Source organism: Paracoccus sp. FO-3 (genome assembly GCF_006386455.1).
GTDB lineage: Bacteria > Pseudomonadota > Alphaproteobacteria > Rhodobacterales > Rhodobacteraceae > Paracoccus > Paracoccus versutus.
Window position 1 is genome coordinate 42,247 of sequence record NZ_VCBQ01000013.1, and the last position, 22,691, is coordinate 64,937.

Genomic DNA, 22,691 nt, shown 5'->3' on the forward strand with positions numbered 1-22,691 from the left:
ATGACGAACCTTCTTTCCATCATCACCTTCCTGCCGATCGTCGCCGCCATCATCATGGCGCTGTTCCTGCGCGGCCAGGACGAGGCCGCGGCGCGCAACGCCAAGTGGCTGGCGCTGCTGACCACGACGGCGACCTTCGTGATCTCGCTTTTCGTGCTGTTCCGCTTCGACCCGGCGAACACCGGCTTCCAGTTCGTCGAGGATCACGCCTGGATCATGGGCCTGCGCTACAAGATGGGCGTGGACGGGATCTCGGTGCTGTTCGTGCTGCTGACCACCTTCATGATGCCGCTGACCATCCTTTCGACCTGGCAGGTCGAGGACAAGGTCAAGGAATACATGATCGCCTTCCTGGTCCTTGAAGGGCTGATGATCGGCGTCTTCACCGCGCTCGACCTGGTGCTGTTCTACCTGTTCTTCGAGGCGGGGCTGATCCCGATGTTCCTGATCATCGGCATCTGGGGCGGCAAGGACCGCATCTATGCGTCCTTCAAGTTCTTCCTCTACACCTTCCTCGGCTCGGTGCTGATGCTGGTCGCGATGATCGCCATGTATCGCATGGCGGGCACCACCGACATCCCGACGCTGCTGACCTTCGACTTCCCGTCGGACAACTTCCGCCTGCTGGGCATGACCGTGGTCGGCGGCATGCAGATGCTGCTGTTCCTGGCCTTCTTTGCCAGCTTCGCGGTCAAGATGCCGATGTGGCCGGTCCATACCTGGCTGCCCGACGCGCACGTGCAGGCGCCGACCGCCGGCTCGGTCCTGCTGGCCGCGGTGCTGCTGAAGATGGGCGGCTACGGCTTCCTGCGCTTCAGCCTGCCGATGTTCCCGGTCGCCAGCGGCGTGGCCCAGCCCTATGTCTTCTGGCTGTCGGCCATCGCCATCGTCTACACCTCGCTGGTGGCGCTGGCGCAGTCGGACATGAAGAAGGTCATCGCCTATTCCTCGGTCGCCCACATGGGCTACGTGACCATGGGCGTCTTTGCCGCAAACCAGATCGGCGTCGACGGCGCGATCTTCCAGATGCTGTCGCACGGCTTCATCTCGGGCGCGCTGTTCCTGTGCGTCGGCGTGATCTACGACCGCATGCACACGCGGGAAATCGACGCCTATGGCGGGCTGGTGAACCGGATGCCGGCCTATGCGGCGGTGTTCATGTTCTTCACCATGGCGAACGTGGGCCTGCCCGGCACCTCGGGTTTCGTGGGCGAGTTCCTGACGCTGATGGGCGTCTTCCGCGTCGACACCTGGGTGGCGCTGGTCGCGACCTCGGGGGTGATCCTGTCGGCGGCCTATGCGCTCTGGCTTTATCGCCGGGTGACGCTGGGCCAGCTGATCAAGGAAAGCCTCAAGTCGATCACCGACATGACCCCGCGCGAGCGCTGGGTGTTCATTCCGCTGATCGCGATGACGCTGATCCTGGGCGTCTATCCGCGGTTCGTCACCGACGTGACCGGCCCGGCGGTCGCAGCGCTCGTCCAAGACTACAACCAGAGCCAGCCGGCGGCACCCGTCGCCACGGCCCAAGCCAGCCACTAGGGGACGGACATGACCTCGCTCGATTTCTCGACCATTCTGCCCGAGGTGGTGCTGGCCGGATACGCCCTTGCCGCCCTGATGGCGGGGGCCTATCTCGGCAAGGACAGGCTGGCCCGGACGCTGCTTTGGGTCACGGTCGCGGCCTTCCTGCTTGTCGCGGCGATGGTGGGCCTGGGCAGCCATGCCGACGGCACCGCCTTCCACGGCATGTTCATCGACGACGGCTTCTCGCGCTTTGCCAAGGTGGTGACGCTGGTTGCCGCCGCCGCCGTGCTGGCGATGAGCGCCGATTACATGCAGCGCCGCAACATGCTGCGCTTCGAGTTCCCGATCATCGTGGCGCTGGCGGTGCTGGGCATGATGTTCATGGTCTCGGCCGGCGACCTCTTGACGCTCTACATGGGGCTGGAGCTGCAATCGCTGGCGCTTTACGTCGTCGCCGCCATGCGCCGCGACTCGGTGCGCTCGTCCGAGGCGGGGCTGAAGTATTTCGTCCTCGGCTCGCTTTCCTCGGGCCTGCTGCTCTATGGCGCCTCGCTGGTCTACGGCTTTGCCGGCACCACCGGGTTCGAGGGCATCGTCTCGACCATCCAGGGCGGGCATCTGTCCCTGGGCGTGCTGTTCGGGCTGGTGTTCATGCTGGTCGGCCTGAGCTTCAAGGTCTCGGCCGTGCCCTTCCACATGTGGACGCCCGATGTCTACGAGGGTTCGCCCACGCCGGTGACGGCCTTCTTCGCCACCGCGCCCAAGGTCGCGGCCATGGCGCTGATCGCGCGGCTGGTCTTCGACGCCTTCGGCCATGTCATCGGCGACTGGAGCCAGATCGTCGCGGCGCTGGCGGTGATGTCGATGTTCCTGGGCTCGATCGCCGGGATCGGCCAGACCAACATCAAGCGGCTGATGGCCTATTCCTCGATCGCGCATATGGGCTTTGCCTTGGTCGGCCTGGCCGCCGGCACCGCCATCGGCGTGCAGACCATGCTGCTTTACATGACCATCTATGCGGTGATGAACATCGGCACCTTCGCCTTCATCCTGTCGATGGAGCGCGACGGCGTGCCGGTCACCGACCTCGCTTCGCTGAACCGTTTCGCCTGGACCGATCCGGTTAAGGCGCTGGCCATGCTGGTGCTGATGTTCAGCCTGGCGGGCGTGCCGCCGACGCTGGGCTTCTTTGCCAAGTTCGGCGTGCTGACGGCGGCGGTCGATGCCGGCATGGGCTGGCTGGCGGTGCTGGGCGTTATCGCCTCGGTCATCGGCGCCTTCTATTACCTGCGCATCGTCTATTACATGTATTTCGGCGGCGAATCCGAGGGGATGAGTTCGCGCATGGGCGCGGTGCAATACCTGGCGCTGATGCTGCCGGCCCTGGCCATGCTGGTGGGCGCGATCAGCATGTTCGGCGTCGATGCCGCCGCCGGCCGTGCCGCCGAGACCCTGGTCGGCCCGGTCGCCGCTGTCGAACAGCCCGCCGAGACCCTGCAAGCCGAGCCCGCGCAAGGTGAGTGACGCCTGGCCCGAGGGCGTGGCCCGCCATGTGCTGGCCCGCACCGACAGCACCAATGCCGAGGCGCTGAAGCTGGCGCCCGGTCTTTCCGGTCCCGCCTGGGTGATGGCCCGCGAGCAATTCGCGGGCCGTGGCCGTCGCGGGCGCGAATGGGTCATGCCGGCGGGGAATTTCGCCGGCACGCTGGTCCTGCGCCCGCAGGGCGGGCCGATGGCGGCGGCGCAGCTGTCCTTCGTCGCGGCGCTGGCGCTTTACGATGCGCTTGGCCTGGCCTGCGGGCCGGCCGCGCGGCTGGCGATCAAATGGCCCAACGACGTGCTGCTGAACGGCGGCAAGGTGGCGGGCATCCTGCTGGAAAGCTCGGGCTCGGGTCCGGGGGTGCAGGCGGTGGCCGTGGGCATCGGCGTCAACCTGGCGGCGGCGCCCGATGCCGGCGCGGTCGAACCCGGCGCGACCCCGCCGGTTTCCGTGCAGGGCGAGACCGGCCACGCCGTCGATCCCGAGGAATTCCTGGACCTGCTGGCCCCGGCCTTCGCGCGCTGGCAGGCGCAGCTCGACGCCTATGGCTTCGCCCCGATCCGCAACGCCTGGCTGGCCCGCGCCGCCCGGCTGGGCGAGCCGATCATCGCCCGCACCGGCGCGACCGAAAGCCGCGGCATCTTCGAGGGCATCGACGACAGCGGCGCGCTGGTCCTGCGCGGTCCGGCGGGGCGGCAGGTCATCCCCGCCGCCGAAGTCTATTTCGGAGGCTGATCGCCATGCTGCTTTGCATCGACACCGGCAACACCAACACGGTCTTTTCCGTCTGGGACGGCGAGAAATTCGTCGGCCTCTGGCGCATCTCGACCGACCACCGCCGCACGGCGGACGAATATTTCGTCTGGCTGTCCACGCTGATTTCCCTGCAGAAGCTGGAACTGAACATCGACGCCTGCATCATCAGCTCGACCGCGCCGCGGGTGGTGTTCAACCTGCGCGTGCTGTGCAACCGCTATTTCGACACCCGTCCGCTGGTGGTCGGCAAGCCGGACTGCCTGCTGCCGGTGGCGCCGCGGGTGGATTTCGGCACCGTGGTCGGCCCCGACCGGCTGGTGAACACCTGGGGCGCCTATGAGCGGCACGGGCCGGACCTGATCGTGGTCGATTTCGGCACCGCGACGACCTTCGACGTGGTGGATACCGACGGCGCCTATGTGGGCGGCGTCATCGCGCCGGGGGTGAACCTGTCGCTCGAGGCGCTGCACATGGGCGCGGCCAGCCTGCCGCATGTCGATGTGACCATGCCGCCCAAGGTGATCGGCACCAATACGGTGGCCTGCATCCAGTCCGGCATCTACTGGGGCTATATCGGTCTGGTGCAGGGCGTGGTGGACAAGATCCGCGAGGAACGCGGGCGGCCGATGAAGGTTATAGCAACGGGCGGGCTTGCACCGCTGTTCGACCAGGGATTTGATTTGTTCGACGCGATCGAGGACGATTTGACCATGCACGGCCTGCGCCTGATCCATGATTACAACAAGGAGATGGGCAATGGCTGAGCGCCTGATCTATCTGCCGCTGGGCGGCGCGGGCGAAATCGGCATGAACGCCTATGTCTACGGCTACGGCCAGCCGGGGCGCGAGCGGCTGATCGTCGTCGACCTGGGCGTGACCTTCGGCGACATGGATTCTGCGCCGGGCATCGACCTGATCATGGCCGATGTCGCCTGGCTAGAGCAGAACCGCGACCGCATCGACGCCATCTTCATCACCCATGGGCACGAGGATCACGTCGGCGCGCTTGGCCTGCTGTGGCCCAAGCTGCAAAAGCCGGTGCATTGCCGCCGCTTCACCGGCGCGCTGGCGCGGCTGAAGCTGGAAGAGGCCGGCCAGCCCGTCGACCAGCTGCATATCCACGCCCCGCGCCCCGCGGTGGTGACGGCCGGTCCCTTCCGGGTGCAATTTGTCCCCGTCAGCCATTCGATCCCGGAAAGCTCGGCGCTGATCATCGACACGCCGGCGGGCCGCATCGTGCATACCGGCGATTTCAAGCTGGACGGCACCCCGGTGGTGGGCGAGCCCTTCGACCCGATCCTGTGGCACGACATCGCGGGCGAAGGGCAGGGGGTCAAGGTTCTGACCTGCGATTCCACCAATGTCTTTTCCCCCCATCCCGGCCGGTCCGAGGCGGTGCTGGCCAATCCGCTATTGGATTTCGTCATGGCGCAGCGGCAGATGGTGGTGGCGACGACCTTCGCCAGCAACATCGCCCGCCTCAAGACCCTGGCCGAGGCCGGCCTTGCCGCCGGCCGCAAGATCTGCCTGCTCGGCCGCGCCATGCGCCGCATGGTGACGGTCGGGGTCGAGACCGGCATCCTGACCAATTTCCCGCCGGTGATCGGCCCCGAGGAGGCCTCGGAACTGCCGCGCGACAAGGTGATGCTGATCGTGACCGGCAGCCAGGGCGAGCGTCGCGCCGCCAGCGCCCAGCTGTCGCGCGGCCGCTACCTGGGGATCGAGCTGAAAGAGGGGGACAGCTTCCTTTTCAGCTCGCGCACCATCCCCGGAAACGAGCGCGGGGTGATCCGCATTATGAACGCGCTGTCGGAAATGGGCGTGGACCTCTATGACGGGGACGACGGCACCTATCACGTCTCGGGCCATGCCAACCGCCCGGACATCGAGGCGGTCCACGATCTGTTGAAGCCGCAGATCGTCATCCCGATGCATGGCGAGCATATGCACCTGCGCGAACATGCCAAGCTGGCGCAGGCGCGCGGCATTCCCGCGGCGGTGGCGACCAACGGCACCATGCTGGACCTGACCGGCCCGGTGCCGCGGGTGGTGGACCAGATCGACACCGGCCGGCTTTACCTGGACGGCACGGTGCTGATCGGCGCCATGGACGGTGTGGTGCGCGACCGCATCCGCATGGCGCTGAACGGCCATGCCATGGTCTCGGTCATCATCGACGAGGACGACACGCCCCTGCCAGACGCCTGGGTGGAACTGTCCGGCCTGCCGGAACTGGGCCGCGCCGGCGTGCCGCTGGCCCGCAATATCGAAAGCGAGCTGGCCGAGTTCCTGGAACGCGCCGACGACCGCACGGTGATGGACGACGACCGCCTGGAAGAGGCGATCCGCAAGATCACCCGCCAGGTCTCGATGGAGGAGATCGGCAAGAAGCCCGAGGTGACGGTGGTGATCTCGCGCCTCGCCGCCGAGTGACCGGACCGGCTGGACCAAGCATGAGCGAATTCGACCCGACCCCACCGCGCCGCAATTTCTATGGCCGCCGCCACGGCAAGACCCTGCGCCAGTCGCAAAAGGGCTACCTGTCCGAGGATCTGGGCAGCCTGCGCCCGCGCGGCATCACCGTCCAGGACAACCCCGAGCGCAAGCCCATCGACCCGGCGGCAATCTTCGGCGACGACCGCCCGGTCTGGCTGGAGGTCGGCTTCGGCGGCGGCGAGCACATGGTCCACATGGCCGCCCGCTACCCGCAGATCGGCATCATCGGCTGCGAGCCCTTCATCAACGGCGTCGCCATGCTCCTGGGCAAGATCCGCGCGGCGGGCGTCAGCAATGTCAGCGTGCACCCCGGCGATGCGCGCGACCTGATGGACGTGCTGCCCGAGGCCTCGATCTCGCGCGCTTTCCTGAACTATCCCGACCCCTGGCCCAAGGCGCGCCACCACCGCCGCCGCTTCGTCACGCCCGAGCATCTGATCCCGCTCGCCCGCGTCATGCGGCCGGGCGCCGAGTTCCGCGTCGCGACCGACATCCCCGATTACGTCCGCCAGACGCTGGAAGAGGTGCCGCAGGCCGGTTTCGAACTGATCGCCGAGGGGCCTGAGCCCTGGGACGACTGGCCCAGCACCCGCTATGAGCAAAAGGCCCTGCGCGAGGGGCGGGCGCCGCATTACGTCACTTTCCGCCGCAAGGGCTGATTGCAACCCCCGCCCGTGACCGCTATCACCTTGCGCGACACGCACCAGGGGGCCTTCATGTCACATTCCGCCGAACCGCTGCCGATGACCGCCCGCCGCTCGGGCCCCCTGGCCGGCGAGGCCAAGGTGCCGGGCGACAAGTCGATCAGCCACCGCGCGCTGATCCTGGGCGCGCTGGCGGTGGGCGAGACCCATATCACCGGGCTGCTGGAGGGCCAGGACGTGCTGGACACGGCCTCGGCGATGCGGGCCTTCGGCGCGCAGGTCGAACGCCTGGGCGAGGGGGAATGGCGGGTGATGGGCGTCGGCGTCGGCGGCTTCGCCGAGCCCGAGGGCGTGATCGACTGCGGCAATTCCGGCACCGGCGTGCGGCTGATCATGGGCGCCATGGCGACGACGCCGATCACCGCCACCTTTACCGGCGACGCCAGCCTGTCGCGCCGGCCGATGGGCCGCGTCACCGACCCGCTGGAGCTGTTCGGCGCTCAGGTGACGGCCCGCGAAGGCAAGCGCCTGCCCCTGACCATCAGGGGCGCGGCCGATCCGGTGCCGGTGCGCTACAAGACCCCGGTCGCCAGCGCCCAGATCAAGTCGGCGGTGCTGCTGGCCGGCCTGAACGCACCGGGCGAGACGGTGGTGGTCGAATCCGAACCGACCCGCGACCATACCGAACGCATGCTCGCGGGCTTCGGCGCCAGCATCCGCAGCGAGACGACGGATGAAGGCCATGTCATCACCCTGCAAGGCCGGCCGGAACTGAAGCCGCAGCCGGTGGCGGTGCCGCGCGACCCGTCCAGCGCTGCCTTTCCGGTGGCGGCGGCGCTGATCGTGCCCGGCTCGCAGATCCGCGTCCCCGGCGTCAGCCGCAACCCGACCCGCGACGGGCTCTATGTCACCTTGCTGGAAATGGGCGCCGACATCAGCTTCCAGAACCAGCGCGAAGAGGGCGGCGAGCCGGTCGCCGACCTCGTCGTCCGCCATGGCCCGCTGAAGGGCGTGACCGTGCCGCCCGAACGCGCCGCCAGCATGATCGACGAATTCCCGATCCTCTCGGTCATCGCCTGCTTTGCCGAGGGTACGACCGTCATGCAAGGCGTCCACGAATTGCGCGTCAAGGAAAGCGACCGGATCGAGGCCATGGCCACCGGCCTTGTCGCCAATGGCGCGGCTGTCGAGACCACCCCGGACACCATGACCGTCCATGGCAAGGGCGGGCTGACGGGTGGCGCCACCTGCGCCACGCATCTCGACCACCGCATCGCCATGTCCTTCCTGGTCGCGGGCCTTGCCTCCGAGCAGCCGATCACGGTGGACGACGGCGGCCCGATCGCCACCTCCTTCCCGGATTTCCCGCCGCTGATGCGCGGCCTCGGTGCGCAGATCGACTGAAACCGCGCAGAAGCCGGGGGCTGTCTGCCCCCGGACCCCCGAGGATGCTTATGCACGAAAGAAACGCAGGCGGCGCCGGATGGGGCGCCGCCTGTGGTCTTTCTCCGTTGCACAAATACCCATGCGACAGTGCCGCCGGGCGGGGTCTAGCCCGCCTTGGCGGCTTCGGGATAGCCGATCCCTGCCAGCGCCTCGCGGATCTCGTCCAGGATCGCCGGGTCGTCGATGGTGGCGGGGGTCTTGAAGGGCTCGCCATCGGCGATCTTGGCCATGGTGGCGCGCAGGATCTTGCCCGAGCGGGTCTTGGGCAGCCGGTCCACCACGCAAGCCGACTTGAAGGCCGCGACCGGGCCGATCTTGTCGCGCACCAGCTTGACCACCTCGCGCACCACCTGCTCATGCGGCGTCGCGACCCCGGCCTTGAGGCACAGGAAGCCGACGGGCGACTGGCCCTTGAGGCTGTCAGCCACGCCGATCACCGCGCATTCGGCGACGGCGGGATGGCTGGCCAGCACCTCTTCCATGGCGCCGGTCGACAGCCGGTGGCCGGCGACGTTGATCACGTCGTCGGTGCGCGCCATGATGTAGAGATAGCCCTCCTCGTCGATATAGCCGGCGTCGCCGGTCTCGTAATAGCCGGGGAAATGGTCGAGATAGGACTTGCGAAAGCGGCTTTCGGCATTCCACAGCCCCGGCAGCGTGCCGGGCGGCAGGGGCAGCTTGACCGCGATGGCGCCCAGCGTGCTTGCGGGCACCGGGTGGCCGGCCTCGTCCAGCACCTGCACGTCATAGCCGGGCATCGGCACCGAGGGGCTGCCGAGCTTGGTCGGCAGGGTCTCGATGCCGATGGGATTGGCGGCGATGGCCCAGCCGGTCTCGGTCTGCCACCAGTGATCGACCACCGGCACGCCCAGATGTTCCTGCGCCCATTTCACCGTGTCGGGGTCGGCGCGCTCGCCGGCCAGGAACAGGGCTTGCAGGTCGTGCAGCTTGTAGCGGCGGATCCATTCGCCCTCGGGATCCTCGCGGCGGATGGCGCGCAGGGCGGTGGGGGCGGTAAAGAAGCTCTTGATGCGGTGGTTCTGGATGATGCGCCAGAAGACGCCGGGATGCGGGGTGCCGACCGGCTTGCCCTCGAAGACCACGGTGGTCGCGCCGGCGATCAGCGGCCCGTAGCAGATATAGCTGTGGCCGACGACCCAGCCCACGTCCGAGGCGGCCCAGAAACGGTCGCCGGCGGCGATGTTGTAGATGTTGGTCATCGACCATTGCAGCGCCACCAGATGGCCGGCGGTATGGCGCACCACGCCCTTGGGCTGGCCGGTGGTTCCCGAGGTATAAAGGATATAGGCCGGGTGGTTGCCCTCGACCGGGACGCATTCGGCGGGCTTCACGCCGTATTGGAAGCCGTGCCAGTTGAAGTCGCGGCCCTCGACCAGCTTGGCCACCTCCTGCTCGCGCTGGAAGATCACGCAGAACTCGGGCTTGTGCTGGGCCATGTCGATGGCGGCGTCGAGCAGCGGCTTGTAATGGACGACCCGGTTCGGCTCCAGCCCGCAGGAGGCGGCGATGATCGCCTTGGGCTGGCAATCGTCGATGCGCACCGCCAGCTCGTTCGCCGCAAAGCCGCCGAAGACCACGGAATGGATGGCGCCCAGCCGGGCGCAGGCCAGCATCGCCTCCAGCGCCTCGGGGATCATCGGCATGTAGATGATGACGCGGTCGCCCTTTTCGACGCCGCGCATGCGCAGCGCGCCGGCCAGCGAGGCGACGCGGTCCTGCAATTGCTTGTAGGTGATGCCCTTGGACGACAGCGTGATCGGGCTTTCGTGCTGGATGGCGACCTGGTCGCCGCGGCCGGCCAGGACATGGCGGTCCACCGCGTTCCAGCAGGTGTTGACCATCCCGTCCGAGAACCATTCGTAGATCGGGGCCTTGTCGTCGAAAAGCGCCTTCGAGGGCTCGCGCTCCCAGTCGATCGCCCCGGCCGCCTGCATCCAGAAACCCTCGGGATCTGCCTGCCAGGCGGAATAGATCTCACGATATCCCATGAACCAACTCCTCCCCGGATGAATGGGCCGGAGTTATGCGCGCCCGAGGCCAGGGCGCAAGGATGTTATCGCCCACAGTCGCGGGGTGCGACGGAAAGTTTTGCAGAATGCCGCGCCGCGGCGTGAAATAGTTTGCAAAGGGCGCGGGACTTTGCTGCGCGCTGAAAAACCCGCGCCGTTTTGCAAAAACCGGCCGGCCGGGCGGGGCGGCGGCAGAATCACCGCGCCCCGCCCGCCTGCGCCTAGCGATAATGATCGACCGGGGTGCCGGCGATGGCGCTCATGTTCAGCAGCCCGCGGGTGGTGATCGAGGGGGTGACGATATGGGCGCGGTTGCCCATGCCCATCAGGATCGGCCCGACCTCCAGCCCGTTGGCCTTGAGCTTGAGCGCGTTGCGCACCCCCGAGGCCGAGTCGGTGCCCGAGAACACCAGCGCGTTCGCCGCCCCCTCGATGCGCGAGCGCGGCAGCAGGCGTTCGCGGATCGCGGGGTCGAGCGCGGAATCGACATGCATCTCGCCGTCGAAGATGAAATCGACGCCGCGCGCCTCGAGGATCGCCAGCGCGGCGCGCATCTTGCGCCCCGACTCGGTGTCGAGGTTGCCGAATTGCGAATGGCTGCACAGCGCGACCTTGGGCGTCACGCCGAAGCGGCGGACATGGCGGGCGGCGCCGATGGCGGCCTCGGCCACCTGTTCGGGGGTGGGGGCGTGGTTGACCTGGGTGTCGGCGATGAACAGCGGCCCGTCCTCGAGGATCATCAGCGACAGCGCGCCATGCGGGCGCAGCCCGTCGCGGGCCAGGATCTGGGTGATATAGTTCAGGTGCCAGCTGTATTGGCCAAAGGTGCCGCAGATCAGGCTGTCTGCTTCGCCCCGATGCACCATGACGGCGCCGATGGCGGTGGTGTTGGTGCGCATGATGGCGCGGGCGATGTCCGGCGTCACGCCGCGCCGGGCCATCAGCTCGTGATAGGTGCCCCAGTAGTCGCGATAGCGCGGGTCGTTTTCCGGGTTCACGATCTCGAAGTCGCGGCCGGGGCGGATCGGCAGGCCGGCGCGCTCGGCGCGCATCTCGATCACCTCGGGGCGGCCGATCAGGATCGGCGCGTCGGTGGTTTCCTCGAGCATGGCGTTTGCTGCGCGCAGCACCCGCTCGTCCTCGCCCTCGGCAAAGACGATGCGGCGCTTGGCGGTGGCGGCCGCCTCGAAGACCGGGCGCATGATCAGCGCCGAGCGGAAGACCGAGCCGTCCAGCTTGCGCTTGTAGGCGGCGACGTCCTCCAGCGGCCGGGTGGCGACGCCGGTCTCCATCGCGGCGCGGGCGACGGCGGTCGAGACGACGCCGATCAGCCGCGGGTCGAAGGGCTTGGGGATCAGGTAATCCGCGCCGAAGCTCAGCTTCTCGCCGCGATAGGCCATCGCCGCCTCGGCGCTGGTGGTGGCGCGGGCCAGCGCGGCGATGCCCTCGATGCAGGCCAGCTGCATCTCGTCGTTGATCGTGGTCGCGCCCACGTCCAGCGCGCCGCGGAAGATGAAGGGGAAGCACAGGACGTTGTTGACCTGGTTCGGATAGTCGCTGCGCCCGGTGGCGATGATCGCCTCGGGGGCGACGGCGCGGGCATCCTCGGGCAGGATTTCGGGCGTGGGGTTGGCCAGCGCAAAGATGATCGGCCGCTTGGCCATCCGGGCCACCATCTCGGGCTTCAGCACGCCGGGGCCGGACAGGCCCAGGAACAGGTCTGCGCCCTCGATCACCTGGTCCAGCGTGCGCAGGTCGGTCTTTTGCGCATATTCCGCCTTTTGCGGCGTCATCTCTTCGGTCCGGCCCTCATGGACCAGGCCGGCGATGTCGCAAAGCCAGACGTTCTCGCGCTTGACGCCCAGCTTCAGCAGCATGTTGAGGCAGGCGATGCCGGCCGCGCCGCCGCCGGTCGAGACCACCTTGATGTCCTCGAAACGCTTGTGGGCGATGTGCAGGGCGTTGGTCGCGGCGGCGCCGACGACGATGGCGGTGCCGTGCTGGTCGTCGTGGAAGACCGGGATGTTCATCCGCTCGCGGCACAGCTTCTCGACGATGAAGCAGTCGGGGGCCTTGATGTCTTCCAGGTTGATCGCGCCGAAGGTCGGCTCCAGCGCGCAGACGATCTCGGCCAGCTTCTCGGGGTCGGGCTCGTTCAGCTCCAGGTCGAAGCAGTCGATATTGGCGAATTTCTTGAACAGGACCGCCTTGCCCTCCATCACCGGCTTCGAGGCCAGCGCGCCGATATTGCCCAGTCCCAGCACGGCGGTGCCGTTCGAGACCACGGCGACAAGGTTGCCGCGCGCGGTATAGCGGGCGGCCGTGGCGGGGTCGGCCTTGATCTCCAGGCAGGCTTCTGCCACGCCGGGCGAATAGGCGCGGCTCAGGTCGCGACCGTTGGCAAGGGGCTTGGTCGCCCGGACCTCGAGCTTACCGGGGCGCGGATACTCGTGATAATCCAGTGCCGCCTGCCGGGCGTTGTCCTGCCTGCGTTCTTCCATCGCCAGACCCTCTCCTCTCAAGATGGTTCAGCGTTAAACTATTTTTTTGCCGGGGAACAGGGGGCATCGCGGAAGCGGGCGGGGATGCGCCGCTCTTGCGCCGCTCTTGCATCGTGCGGGGCGCGCGCGCAAACTCCTGATCCGGTCGGACGGGCAGGCGAAAGGTGGGGGCTATGGCGCTTCTGGATGCGGCGCGCGAGGTGCGCGAAAGGGCCTATGCGCCCTATTCCAACTTCAAGGTCGGGGCGGCGGTGCGCGGCGCCTCGGGGCGGATCTATGCCGGCTGCAACGTCGAGAACGTGGCCTATCCCGAGGGCACTTGCGCCGAGGCAGGCGCCATCGCCGCCATGGTCGCCGCGGGCGAGACCGAGATCGTCGAGGTTGCCGTCATCGCCGACTCGCAAGGCCCGGTGCCGCCCTGCGGCGGCTGCCGGCAGAAGCTGGCCGAGTTCGGCCGCCCCGAGACGCCGGTGCTGCTGGCCACGACCCGCGGCGACGAACTGGCCACCACCATCGGCGAGCTGCTGCCCGGCCGTTTCGGCATCAGCCACATGTCGGGCACCGAATGAGCCCTGCCGATCCCCGCCCCGATCCGCGTCCGGTGATCGCTGCCGTGCGCGACGGGCGCGGGCTGCACGCGGCGGGGGCCGCGCTGATCGCGCGCGGCCTGGCCGACGGTTCGGTCAGCGACGCGCAGGCCGCGGCCTTTGCCATGGCGGTGCTGCTGCGCGGGCTGGACGAGGCGGGCCGGGTGGCGCTGACCCGCGCCATGCGCGATTCCGGCGATGTGTTGCGCTGGGATCTGCCGGGGCCGGTGGTGGACAAGCATTCGACCGGCGGCATCGGCGATACGGTCAGCCTGGTCCTTGCGCCGCTGGTGGCCTGTTGCGGCGCCTATGTGCCGATGATCTCGGGGCGCGGGCTGGGCCATACCGGCGGCACGCTGGACAAGCTCGAGGCGATCCCCGGTTTCCGCACCGCGCTGCCCGAGGCCGAGTTCCGCCGCGTCACCGGGCAGGTCGGCTGCGCCATCGTCGCGGCGGGGCGCGAGCTTGCGCCGGCCGATGCGCGGCTTTACGCGATCCGCGACGAAAGCGCGACGGTAGGCTCGATCGACCTGATCACCGCCTCGATCCTGTCCAAGAAGCTGGCGGCGGGGCTTGATGCGCTGGTGCTGGACGTCAAGCAGGGCAGCGGCGCCTTTCTGCGCGGCCCCGATGCCGCGCTGGCCCTGGCGCGCGCGCTGGTCGATACCGCGACCGGCGCCGGCTGCCGCACCCGCGCCTATGTCACCGACATGGACCAGCCCCTGGCCCGCGCCGCCGGCAATGCGCTGGAACTGCGCGAGGCCATCGCCGTGCTGACCGGCGGGCAGGGCGCGCTGCGCGACCTGTCGCTGGCGCTCTCCTCGGCCTGCCTGGAGCTGGTCGGGCTGACGGGGGCCCTGCAGGCGCTGGAAAGCGGCGCCGCGGCCGAGCGTTTCGCCCGCATGGTCGCGGCCCAGGGCGGGCCGGCCGACTTGCTGGAGCATCCCGACCGCCACCTGCCGTCCGCGCCGGTGATCCGCGCCGTGCCCGGCCATGGCCGCGTCGCCGCCATCGACACCGAGGCGCTGGGTCATGCCGTGGTCGCGCTTGGCGGCGGGCGGCTGCATGCCCGCGACCGGATCGACCCGCGCGTGGGGCTTGCGCAGATGCTGCGCATCGGCGAAGAGGCGGGCGAGGGGCGGCCGCTGGCGCTGGTCCATGCCGCCTCGGAGGCGGCGGCCGATGCGGCGGCCGCCACCGTCGCGGCCGCCTATCTGCTGGGCGATGGCCCGGAGCCGGGGCCGTTGATCCGCAGCGAGGTAACATGACCGACAGACGCGCCTTCCTGATCGTGATGGATTCGGTCGGCATCGGCGGCGCGCCCGACGCGGGCGCCTATTTCAACGACGGCCTGCCCGACACCGGCGCGAACACGCTGGCCCATATCGCCCAGGCGCGGCCGCTCATCATGCCGCATCTGGACGCGCTTGGCCTTGGCGCCGCGATCCGGCTGGCCAGTGGCGAGGCGGCACCGGGCCTCGGCGCCCGGCCGCAGGGGCTGTGGGGTGCGGCGACCGAGGTTTCGCGCGGCAAGGACACCCCCTCGGGCCATTGGGAGATCGCGGGCGTGCCGGTGCCCTGGGACTGGCATTATTTCCCCGACACCCGCCCGGCCTTTCCGGCCGATCTGACCCAGCGCATCGCCCAGGCCGCGGGAACCGGGGGCATCCTGGGCAACGAACATGCCTCGGGGACCGAGATCATCGCCCGGCTGGGGGCCGAGCATCTGCGCAGCGGCTGGCCGATCTGCTATACCTCGGCCGACAGCGTGTTGCAGATCGCTGCGCATGAGGACGCCTTCGGCCTCGACCGGCTTTATCGGCTTTGTCAGGATGTGGCCGCCATGGTCCACCCGATGCGCGTGGGCCGGGTCATCGCCCGGCCCTTCCTGGGCGCCGAGGGCAGTTTCGCCCGCACCCCGAACCGCCGCGACTATGCCATCGCCCCGCCGGGCCCGACGCTGCTGGACGTGGCGCAGGAGGCGGGGCGGGCGACCCATGCGGTGGGCAAGATCGGCGACATCTTCTCGCATCGCGGCATTTCGGCCCTGCACAAGGGCCGGTCGGACGCCGACCTGGCCGGCCATCTGCTGGCCTTGGCGGATCAGGCCGAACCGGGCAGCCTGACCTTCGCCAATTTCGTCGAGTTCGACAGCCTTTATGGCCATCGCCGCGACGTGGCGGGCTATGCGGCGGCGCTGGAATGGTTCGACGGGGTGGCCGGTGCGCTGATGGCGCGGCTGCGGCCGGGGGATCTGGCGATCTTTACCGCCGACCACGGCAACGACCCGACCTGGCACGGCACCGACCACACCCGCGAGCGCGCGCCGGTGCTGGGCTGGGGTTGTGGCGTGCGCGAAATCGGCCAGGTGGGTTTCGCCGACATCGCCGCCTCGGTCGCCGCGCATCTGGGCCTGCCGCCGGTCGGGCCGGGGAGGTCGTTCCTGTGAAATCGCTGAAGAAGATCGAGCTGCACCTGCATCTGGAGGGCGCGGCGCCCCCCGGCTTCATCCGCGCGCTTGCGGCCGAAAAGCACCGCGACATCGCCGGCATCTTCGACGAGCGCGGCGCCTATGCGTATCGCGATTTCAGGGATTTCCTGCGCGTCTATGAAGCCGCGACCTCGGTCCTGGCGACGCCGCGGGACTATGCGCGGCTGCTGTCCGAGGTGCTGGCGGAATGCGTCGAGCAGGGCGCGATCTATGTCGAGCTATTCGTCTCGCCCGAGTTCTGCGGCGGCGCGGATCTTGCCGCATGGCGCGACTACCTGGCCGCCATGGAGGAGGCCGCGGCCCAGGCCGAGCGCGACGGCATCGCCAGCCGCGCCGTGCTGACCTGCATCCGCCATTTCGGCCCCGAGCGCGCCCGCAAGACCGCGATCTGCGCCGCCGAGACCTCGGGCGGCTGGGTCGCGGGCCTCGGCATTGCCGGGGCCGAGGACGTGGGCGAGCTTGGCGATTTCGCCTGGGCCTTCGATTGCGCGCGCGAGGCCGGGCTGGGCCTGACCGCCCATGCCGGCGAATGGCGGGGGCCGCAATCCATCCGCGATGCGCTGGCCCTGGGCGTCACCCGCATCGGCCACGGCATCCGCGCCGTCGAGGACGCGGCGCTGCTGCGCGACCTGGCCGAACGTGGGATCACGCTGGAGGTTTGCCCCGGCTCGAACGTCGCGCTGGGGCTGGTGCGGGACTGGGCCGCCCATCCCATCGCCCGGCTTGCCGACGCGGGCGTGCGCGTCACCGTCTCGACCGACGATCCGCCGTTCTTCCACACCACGCTGTCGCAGGAATATCAGCGGCTTGCCGATGCCTTTGGTTGGGCCGAGGCCGAGTTCCGCCAGATGAACCTCTGGGCCGTCGACGCGGCTTTCTGCGACCAGACCACCCGAACCCGCCTGCGAAAGGAACTGACATGACCCAAGCGCATCTGACCGTCGTCGATCACCCGCTGGTGCAGCACAAGCTGACGCTCATGCGCGACAGGACCACCTCGACCGCCGGTTTCCGCCGCCTGCTGCGCGAGATCAGCCTGCTTCTGGCCTATGAGGTCACGCGCGAGCTGGAGATGACCACCATCCGCATCGAGACCCCGCTTTGCGAGATGCAGGCGCCGACGCTGGAAGGCAAGAAACTGGCGCTGATCTCGATCCTGCGGGCCGGCAATGGGCTGCTCGACGGCATCCTTGAGCTGATTCCGGCCGCGCGCGTGGGCTTCATCGGGCTTTACCGCGACCCCGAGACGCTGCAGCCGGTGCAGTATTATTCCAAGGTTCCCAGCGCGCTGGACGCACGCATGACCATCGTCGTCGATCCGATGCTGGCGACGGGCAATTCCTCGGTCGCGGCCATCGACCTGCTCAAGGCGGCGGGGGCGCGCAACCTGCGCTTCCTGTGCCTGCTCGCCTCGCCCGAGGGGGTGGCGCGGATGCGCGAGGCCCATCCCGACGTGCCGATCGTGACCGCGGCGCTGGACGAGCGGCTGGACGAGCATGGCTATATCGTGCCCGGCCTGGGCGATGCCGGCGACCGCATGTTCGGCACGAAATGAGGCCGCGTTAACCGGCCTTCAGGGCTTTCGGCCTATCACCGGGTCATGGGTGATTCGAGGATGGGGCCATGCGGGCAATTCTGTGGCTGATGCTGGCGCTGCTGCCGGGGCTTGCGCTGGCGCAAGCGCCGCGCCCGGCCGAAGAGCCGCCGGCGGATTTCCCGGCGCGGCAATATATCGACAGCCGCGGCTGCGTCTTTTTACGCGACGACCTGGGCGGCTGGGCCGCGCGGCTGGCGCGCGACGGCACGCCGATCTGCGGCTATCCGCCGACGCTTTCCGCCCGCGGCGCTCAGGGCGAGCCGAAGCTGCGGGCCCTCGCCCCGGCGGCCGGGCGCAGCCGGGCCGAACTGCTGGAAGAGGCGCTGTCGCAGCAAGTCGTCACCAACCTGCGCCCCGGCGAACTGGCCAGCGATCCGCGGCCGATGGAGCATCTGCCGGATCTGGGCCCCGAGCCGCACTCCCCCGCCCCGGCCGATGCGCTGCGGGCGGCGCTGGCTGCGGCGCCGGCGCTGCGCCAGGGCATGGGCGCCGCCCTGCATCCGAACCGGCGGCTGTGCGAGCTGCTGGGCTATGACGACGGGCCGGGCGCGGCTGGGCTGGACGATCCGACGCAGGGCTATTGCGCGGGAATGCCGAAGTCCGAACTGTCGCGGCTCAGCTTCATGCGCCCGGTGGGTAGCGGGGCGGGAGCCGGGCCGACCGCCTCCCCTGTCAGCGAAACCGCCGCCGGAACCGCCGTCGAAACCGCCCGGCCGATGCCGCCTCCTGCCGCAAGGCCGGCGGCGCAAAAGCCGGCTCCCGCCAAGCCTGCACCCGTATCCGCACCCGTGGCCAAGGCGCCCGAGGCGTCGCGTGGCAAGGCGCCGGCATCCCCTGCCGCGCCGCCCGCGGTCGGGATGATCCCCGCCGGGGCGCGCTATGTCCAGGTCGGCACCTTCGCCGATCCGCGCAATGCCGAACGCGCAGCCGCGCGCATCGCGCAGATGGGCTATCCGTTGCTGCGCGGCAAGGACCAGGCCGGCGGGCGCGAGGTGCAGTTCCTTGTCGCCGGCCCCTTCCCGGACCGGGAAAGCATCGTCCGGGCGCTCGACGCCATCCGCAAGGCCGGGTTCCCCGATGCCTTTCCCCGCTGACCGCGGGTCACTGGTCACAGATTTCCTGCAGCGCGATCCATTCGCGGTCGGCAAGCACGGGGCGCGGCTCGGCCGTGCGAAAGGGATCGGCCTCGATCAGGCCCAGCACCGCCTCTCCGGTCGGGTCGAGCGAGCGGGCATAGGGCTCGCTCGAGATGCCGGCGCGGGTGAAATAGGCCAGCAGCGGCTCGTCCTCGGGGCGGGGCAGGGGACCGGCCAGCAGTTTCTCGCCATAGCCCGACAGCGATTTCGCCGGCAGCGTCCCGGCGGTCAGCAGGTGAAAGGTGGCGCGCGGCCCGGCATGGCGCAGCGCCGCCAGCAGCGGGTCGTCGCGGACCGCCGCCGCCTGCGCGGCCAGGATATGGCCAGCCGCGACCTCGGGCGTCACCTGGCCCGCGATCAGGTCTTCGCCGATGACGGTGATCGGGCCGGGCAGGCGAAGGGCGCCGCGCAGGCTGGCCGGCACCACCACGATCTGCGCATCCGGGCCGATCAGCCGCATCGCCAGCTTCTGGCGCACCATGTCGCCCGCGGGGCGCGAACAGGGGCTGCCGGTGGTCTTGGCGATCTCGGCCAGCACAATGCGCCCGATCTCGGCCCGCTGCGCCGGGGGGGCGATGTCGGCGGCGTGGCGCACCAGCGCCGGCGGCACCCAGAACACCGCCAGCAGCGCCATGACCCCGGCGGCGCTCAGCATCAGCCCGCCACGCAGCCGGCCGGGATGCGGCTTGCTGGCCTCGATCACCTGATGCACCTTGGAAATGGCCGAGATCATCAGCTCGTCGTCGATCTCCAGTTCTTCGCCGGCATCGAGGCCGCCCGGTGCATAGCGCGCCGGCAGCTTGCCGGGGTTGAGCCGGGTGACGGCGGGCAGCGACCAATGCGCCAGCGGCACCTCGGAACGCGGATCGGTCAGCACCAAGGTCGCATCCCCGAAGGAAACGATGACGTCGCGCAGCTGCGATCTGGGCGATTCACGCCAGATTCCTGCGGCTTCCAGCCTTTGATATTGGTTCAGCGCCGTCATTTGCGCGCCATCGGCCCTTGCTGTCCTGTCCCGACCATAAGCCAAGCCGGGCGGCGGTCAACTCTGCCCGCTGTCACGATAATTTCCCCGCCGGGGCCGCGGCTTGCAAGGGGCGTCGCGCCGAAAACCGACCGGCTTGCGCGGGCATGGCCAGCCCCAGGCGGCGCGCGCCCGGCCGGGACGGGTCCGCGGGCCCGTCCTGCCCGCCGCCCCACGGCCTTCGGGCGCTTTCGGCCGGGAAGGCGGGCGCCGGCAAGAGAGCGCACGGCGCCGACCCCCCTGCGCGGCCTTTGCGCAAGGGGTCGCCAGCGGCTGCGGGGGAAGGGAGCGGGCCGGCCGGCGCCAAGGCCGGGTCAGGCGGTTTCGGGCACGGTCATGCCGCGCTCGCGGGCCAGTTCGCGGATGCGGTTCTGCAGCTTCTCGAAGGCGCGGACCTCGATCTGGCGGATCCGCTCGCGCGAGACCTCGTAGCGCGTCGAAAGATCCTCGAGCGTCATCGGGTCGTCGCGCAGCCGGCGCTCCATCAGGATGTCCTTTTCGCGGTCGTTCAGCACGTCCATGGCGGCAAGCAGCATCTCGCGCCGCGCCGAAAGCTCGTCGGCCTCGGCAAAGGCCTGGGCCTGGTCGGCGTCCTCGTCCTCCAGCCAGTCCTGCCATTGCGCGGTCGATTCGCCGTCGCCGGACCCGACCGTGGCGTTCAGCGAGGCATCGCCCCCCGAAAGCCGGCGGTTCATGTCGATGACCTCCTGCTCGGTCACGTTCAGGTCATGGGCGATCTGCGCGACGTTTTCGGGGCGCAGGTCGCCTTCCTCCAGCGCGCCCAGCCGCGACTTGGCCTTGCGCAGGTTGAAGAACAGCTTCTTCTGCGCCGAGGTGGTGCCCATCTTGACCAGCGACCAGGACCGCAGGATGTATTCCTGGATCGAGGCGCGGATCCACCACATCGCATAGGTGGCCAGGCGAAAGCCCTTTTCCGGGTCGAAGCGCTTGACCGCCTGCATCAGGCCCACGTTCGCCTCGGAGATGACCTCGGCCTGCGGCAGGCCATAGCCGCGATAGCCCATGGCGATCTTGGCGGCGAGCCGCAGGTGGCTCGTCACCAGCTTCTGCGCGGCCTCGGCGTCCTGGTGGTCGACCCAGGCCTTGGCCAGCATGTATTCCTCTTCCGGTTCCAGCAGGGGAAACTTGCGGATCTCCTGCAAATAGCGGTTCAGGCCCTGTTCGGGGCTGGGTGCCGGAAGGTTGGTGTAGTTCGCCATCTGAAAATTCCCTGTCCCGCGCTTGGGCGGGTAATTGTGAACGCTGTCGGCGCGCTCCGGGTTCCGTCAGCCCGGTGCCCGGCGCAAGGTCGCCAGCAAGCCGGCCATGTCGGGCGGCAGCGGGCTGGCAAAGGTCAGCGCCTTGCCGCTGACCGGGTGGTCGAAGCCCAGCTCGGCCGCGTGCAGGGCCTGGCGGGGAAAGGCGGCGACGGCTGCGGCGGCATCCGTCCCCAGCGCCCGGACCGAGGCCCGCCTGTTGCCACCATAGACCGGGTCGCCGACCAGGCCCAATCCCGCATGGGCCATATGCACGCGGATTTGATGCGTCCGCCCGGTCTCCAGCCGGCATTCGACCAGCATGGCGGCGGGGGGCGTGCCGAAGGTCTCGATCACGCGGGCGCGGGTCACGGCATGGCGCCCGTTCTGGAAGCTGACCGCCTGGCGCTGCCGGTCGCCGGGGTGGCGGCCGATCAGCGTGGCGATGCGCAGCACGCCGCCCGGTTCGAACCCCACGCCCGGCAGGCCGCGCAGCCGCGCATCGGCCGGGTCGATCATGCCATGCGCGACGGCCAGGTAGCGCCGCCGCGCCGTGTGGTCGGCGAATTGCCGCGCCAGCCCCTGGTGCGCGCGGTCGGTCTTGGCCACCACCAGCAGGCCCGAGGTCTCCTTGTCGATGCGATGCACGATGCCGGGCCGGGCCGCGCCGCCGATGCCCGACAGGCTGCCCGCGCAATGGGCCAGCAGCGCATTGACCAGCGTGCCGTTGGGCGCGCCGGGCGCGGGATGGACCACCATGCCGGCGGGCTTGTCCACCACGATCAGGTCGCCGTCCTCATAGGCGATCGACAGCGGGATCGGCTCGGGCTGCGCGTCCAGGGGCTCGGGCGCGCCGATCTCGACCAGGTAGTCGCCGGTCTCGGCCCGCGCCTTGCCGTCCGTGACCCGCCCCGAGGGCCCCCGGACCGCACCCTCGGCGATCAGCCGGGCCAGGCGCGAGCGCGACAGCGCCGCCTGCTCTGGCGCGGCAAGGGCAAGCGCCTTATCAAGGCGCTCGGACAGTCCTTCGGGGATGGTGATGAGGATTTCGGCCATGGAACGGGATGATAGGCTGGATGCGGGACCAGAGGAAGCGTTGCCGATGCTGCGCTGGCTGCGCATCCTGGTGACGGCCCTGGCGGCGGTGATGGGCATCGGCATGCTGGTGATCGCGGCGCTGCTGTGGCTGCGCCTGTCGCAGCCGCCGCTGCCCGAACTGCCCGAGCAGGTCGCCCTGCCCGAGGGCGCGGTGCCCGCCGCCGTCACCTTTGCCCGCGACTGGCTGGTGGTGGTGACCGAGGCGGGCGAGGTGCTGCTTTACGACAGGCAGGGCCGACTGCGCGAAACGGTTCAGCCCTGACCTTCGCCGGTGCCGAGCGGGCCGGTCGAACTGACCGAGGCCACGCCCTTGCCTTCCAGCGCGTCGAGGCGGGCGCGCAGCTCGGCATTCTCGGACCGGGCCTTGATCGCCATTTCGCGCACCGCCTCGAATTCCTCGCGGGTGACGAAATCGCGCTCGGCCAGCCAGCGGTCGATCCAGCCGTTGAAGGCGGTCTGCGCCTCGTCCTTGGCGCCCTGGGCCACGCCCATGGCATTGGTCATCAATTTCGAGAGATCGTCGAGAAAGCGGTTGTTCGCGGTCATGGCGGGCCTTTCGGTT

General features: G+C 69.3%; 20 protein-coding genes. 14 read left to right on the forward strand and 6 right to left on the reverse strand.

The genetic code is table 11. The annotated features are described in order from the left end of the window. The 7 genes from FE811_RS05525 to aroA are packed head-to-tail and all read left to right on the forward strand — an operon-like array spanning position 1 to position 8,367. Positions 1-1,542, forward strand: coding sequence for an NADH-quinone oxidoreductase subunit M (locus FE811_RS05525; protein ID WP_036751381.1), 1,542 nt, complete (start codon positions 1-3; stop codon positions 1,540-1,542). 9 nt (positions 1,543-1,551) lie between these two features. Further along, a complete protein-coding gene (gene nuoN / locus FE811_RS05530) occupies positions 1,552-3,051 on the forward strand; it encodes an NADH-quinone oxidoreductase subunit NuoN (RefSeq protein WP_114534816.1) in 1,500 nt (499 codons plus the stop codon). Further along, entirely contained in the window at positions 3,044-3,802 is a 759-nt protein-coding gene (locus FE811_RS05535) for a biotin--[acetyl-CoA-carboxylase] ligase (RefSeq protein WP_116222953.1), read from the forward strand. The genes nuoN and FE811_RS05535 overlap by 8 nt, the downstream gene beginning before the upstream one ends. Before the next feature lie 5 nt (positions 3,803-3,807). Then, on the forward strand, positions 3,808-4,587 hold the full coding sequence (locus FE811_RS05540) for a type III pantothenate kinase (protein WP_036751375.1): 780 nt from the start codon (positions 3,808-3,810) through the stop codon (positions 4,585-4,587). After that, positions 4,580-6,256, forward strand: a complete 1,677-nt coding sequence (locus FE811_RS05545; protein WP_072460967.1) for a ribonuclease J — start codon at positions 4,580-4,582, stop codon at positions 6,254-6,256. Before FE811_RS05540 ends, FE811_RS05545 begins: the two co-directional genes overlap by 8 nt. 20 nt (positions 6,257-6,276) lie before the next feature. Further along, complete coding sequence (locus FE811_RS05550) at positions 6,277-6,978, forward strand: tRNA (guanosine(46)-N(7))-methyltransferase TrmB (protein ID WP_116222952.1); 702 nt, start codon at positions 6,277-6,279, stop codon at positions 6,976-6,978. Between the two features lie 57 nt (positions 6,979-7,035). Continuing rightward, entirely contained in the window at positions 7,036-8,367 is a 1,332-nt protein-coding gene (aroA, locus tag FE811_RS05555; RefSeq protein ID WP_116223276.1) for a 3-phosphoshikimate 1-carboxyvinyltransferase, read from the forward strand. 146 nt (positions 8,368-8,513) lie between these two features. Here the strand turns inward: aroA and FE811_RS05560 are convergent, their stop codons facing one another. Further along, the gene (locus FE811_RS05560; protein ID WP_116222951.1) at positions 8,514-10,418 is read right to left on the reverse strand and encodes a propionyl-CoA synthetase; all 1,905 of its coding nucleotides are present in this window, start codon (positions 10,416-10,418) and stop codon (positions 8,514-8,516) included. 242 nt (positions 10,419-10,660) lie between these two features. Continuing rightward, positions 10,661-12,940, reverse strand: coding sequence for an NADP-dependent malic enzyme (locus FE811_RS05565; RefSeq protein WP_116222950.1), 2,280 nt, complete (start codon positions 12,938-12,940; stop codon positions 10,661-10,663). Positions 12,941-13,113: 173 nt separating this feature from the next. Between FE811_RS05565 and FE811_RS05570 the strand changes: the two genes are divergently transcribed. The 6 genes from FE811_RS05570 (at position 13,114) to FE811_RS05595 (ending at position 18,709) form a co-directional block, all read left to right on the forward strand. Beyond that, positions 13,114-13,509 (forward strand): cytidine deaminase, encoded by a 396-nt coding sequence (locus FE811_RS05570; protein WP_036751365.1) that lies wholly within the window; start codon positions 13,114-13,116, stop codon positions 13,507-13,509. After that, positions 13,506-14,795 carry a thymidine phosphorylase gene (locus FE811_RS05575; protein WP_116222949.1) on the forward strand — a complete coding sequence of 430 codons (1,290 nt, stop codon included), beginning with the start codon at positions 13,506-13,508 and terminating at the stop codon, positions 14,793-14,795. Before FE811_RS05570 ends, FE811_RS05575 begins: the two co-directional genes overlap by 4 nt. Then, entirely contained in the window at positions 14,792-15,976 is a 1,185-nt protein-coding gene (locus FE811_RS05580) for a phosphopentomutase (protein WP_116222948.1), read from the forward strand. The genes FE811_RS05575 and FE811_RS05580 overlap by 4 nt, the downstream gene beginning before the upstream one ends. After that, positions 15,973-16,941 (forward strand): adenosine deaminase, encoded by a 969-nt coding sequence (locus FE811_RS05585; protein WP_036751359.1) that lies wholly within the window; start codon positions 15,973-15,975, stop codon positions 16,939-16,941. Before FE811_RS05580 ends, FE811_RS05585 begins: the two co-directional genes overlap by 4 nt. Next, complete coding sequence (gene upp, locus FE811_RS05590) at positions 16,938-17,573, forward strand: uracil phosphoribosyltransferase (protein ID WP_036751358.1); 636 nt, start codon at positions 16,938-16,940, stop codon at positions 17,571-17,573. Before FE811_RS05585 ends, upp begins: the two co-directional genes overlap by 4 nt. Before the next feature lie 68 nt (positions 17,574-17,641). Further along, positions 17,642-18,709, forward strand: a complete 1,068-nt coding sequence (locus FE811_RS05595; protein WP_116222946.1) for an SPOR domain-containing protein — start codon at positions 17,642-17,644, stop codon at positions 18,707-18,709. A 7-nt stretch (positions 18,710-18,716) separates the two neighbouring features. Here FE811_RS05595 and FE811_RS05600 read toward each other — a convergent pair whose 3' ends face one another. From FE811_RS05600 to FE811_RS05610, 3 genes are all read right to left on the reverse strand, one after another. Next, complete coding sequence (locus FE811_RS05600; RefSeq protein ID WP_072460959.1) at positions 18,717-19,736, reverse strand: hypothetical protein; 1,020 nt, start codon at positions 19,734-19,736, stop codon at positions 18,717-18,719. 353 nt (positions 19,737-20,089) lie between these two features. Beyond that, complete coding sequence (rpoH, locus tag FE811_RS05605) at positions 20,090-20,995, reverse strand: RNA polymerase sigma factor RpoH (protein WP_036751355.1); 906 nt, start codon at positions 20,993-20,995, stop codon at positions 20,090-20,092. Positions 20,996-21,061: 66 nt separating this feature from the next. After that, positions 21,062-22,087: a pseudouridine synthase gene (locus tag FE811_RS05610; protein WP_116222945.1), complete on the reverse strand. Its 1,026-nt coding sequence runs from the start codon at positions 22,085-22,087 to the stop codon at positions 21,062-21,064. On the opposite strand from FE811_RS05610, the gene FE811_RS05615 reads away from it, so the two are divergent. Further along, a complete protein-coding gene (locus tag FE811_RS05615) occupies positions 22,086-22,391 on the forward strand; it encodes a DUF6476 family protein (RefSeq protein ID WP_244295361.1) in 306 nt (101 codons plus the stop codon). The two genes, FE811_RS05610 and FE811_RS05615, sit on opposite strands and share 2 nt — an antisense overlap. Here the strand turns inward: FE811_RS05615 and FE811_RS05620 are convergent. Further along, positions 22,382-22,675 carry an accessory factor UbiK family protein gene (locus FE811_RS05620; protein ID WP_036751352.1) on the reverse strand — a complete coding sequence of 98 codons (294 nt, stop codon included), beginning with the start codon at positions 22,673-22,675 and terminating at the stop codon, positions 22,382-22,384. The genes FE811_RS05615 and FE811_RS05620 overlap by 10 nt on opposite strands. Positions 22,676-22,691 lie beyond the last annotated feature (16 nt).

Excerpts from the sequence above, each read along its gene's own strand:
- FE811_RS05525 (WP_036751381.1), top strand. The coding sequence starts at position 1 with ATGACGAACCTTCTTTCCATCATCACCTTCCTGCCGATCGTCGCCGCC.
- nuoN (WP_114534816.1), top strand. The coding sequence starts at position 1,552 with ATGACCTCGCTCGATTTCTCGACCATTCTGCCCGAGGTGGTGCTGGCC.
- FE811_RS05540 (WP_036751375.1), top strand. The coding sequence starts at position 3,808 with ATGCTGCTTTGCATCGACACCGGCAACACCAACACGGTCTTTTCCGTC.
- FE811_RS05545 (WP_072460967.1), top strand. The coding sequence starts at position 4,580 with ATGGCTGAGCGCCTGATCTATCTGCCGCTGGGCGGCGCGGGCGAAATC.
- FE811_RS05550 (WP_116222952.1), top strand. The coding sequence starts at position 6,277 with ATGAGCGAATTCGACCCGACCCCACCGCGCCGCAATTTCTATGGCCGC.
- aroA (WP_116223276.1), top strand. The coding sequence starts at position 7,036 with ATGTCACATTCCGCCGAACCGCTGCCGATGACCGCCCGCCGCTCGGGC.
- FE811_RS05560 (WP_116222951.1), bottom strand. The coding sequence starts at position 10,418 with ATGGGATATCGTGAGATCTATTCCGCCTGGCAGGCAGATCCCGAGGGT.
- FE811_RS05565 (WP_116222950.1), bottom strand. The coding sequence starts at position 12,940 with ATGGAAGAACGCAGGCAGGACAACGCCCGGCAGGCGGCACTGGATTAT.
- FE811_RS05570 (WP_036751365.1), top strand. The coding sequence starts at position 13,114 with ATGGCGCTTCTGGATGCGGCGCGCGAGGTGCGCGAAAGGGCCTATGCG.
- FE811_RS05575 (WP_116222949.1), top strand. The coding sequence starts at position 13,506 with ATGAGCCCTGCCGATCCCCGCCCCGATCCGCGTCCGGTGATCGCTGCC.
- FE811_RS05580 (WP_116222948.1), top strand. The coding sequence starts at position 14,792 with ATGACCGACAGACGCGCCTTCCTGATCGTGATGGATTCGGTCGGCATC.
- upp (WP_036751358.1), top strand. The coding sequence starts at position 16,938 with ATGACCCAAGCGCATCTGACCGTCGTCGATCACCCGCTGGTGCAGCAC.
- FE811_RS05595 (WP_116222946.1), top strand. The coding sequence starts at position 17,642 with ATGCGGGCAATTCTGTGGCTGATGCTGGCGCTGCTGCCGGGGCTTGCG.
- FE811_RS05600 (WP_072460959.1), bottom strand. The coding sequence starts at position 19,736 with ATGACGGCGCTGAACCAATATCAAAGGCTGGAAGCCGCAGGAATCTGG.
- rpoH (WP_036751355.1), bottom strand. The coding sequence starts at position 20,995 with ATGGCGAACTACACCAACCTTCCGGCACCCAGCCCCGAACAGGGCCTG.
- FE811_RS05615 (WP_244295361.1), top strand. The coding sequence starts at position 22,086 with ATGGAACGGGATGATAGGCTGGATGCGGGACCAGAGGAAGCGTTGCCG.
- FE811_RS05610 (WP_116222945.1), bottom strand. The coding sequence starts at position 22,087 with ATGGCCGAAATCCTCATCACCATCCCCGAAGGACTGTCCGAGCGCCTT.
- FE811_RS05620 (WP_036751352.1), bottom strand. The coding sequence starts at position 22,675 with ATGACCGCGAACAACCGCTTTCTCGACGATCTCTCGAAATTGATGACC.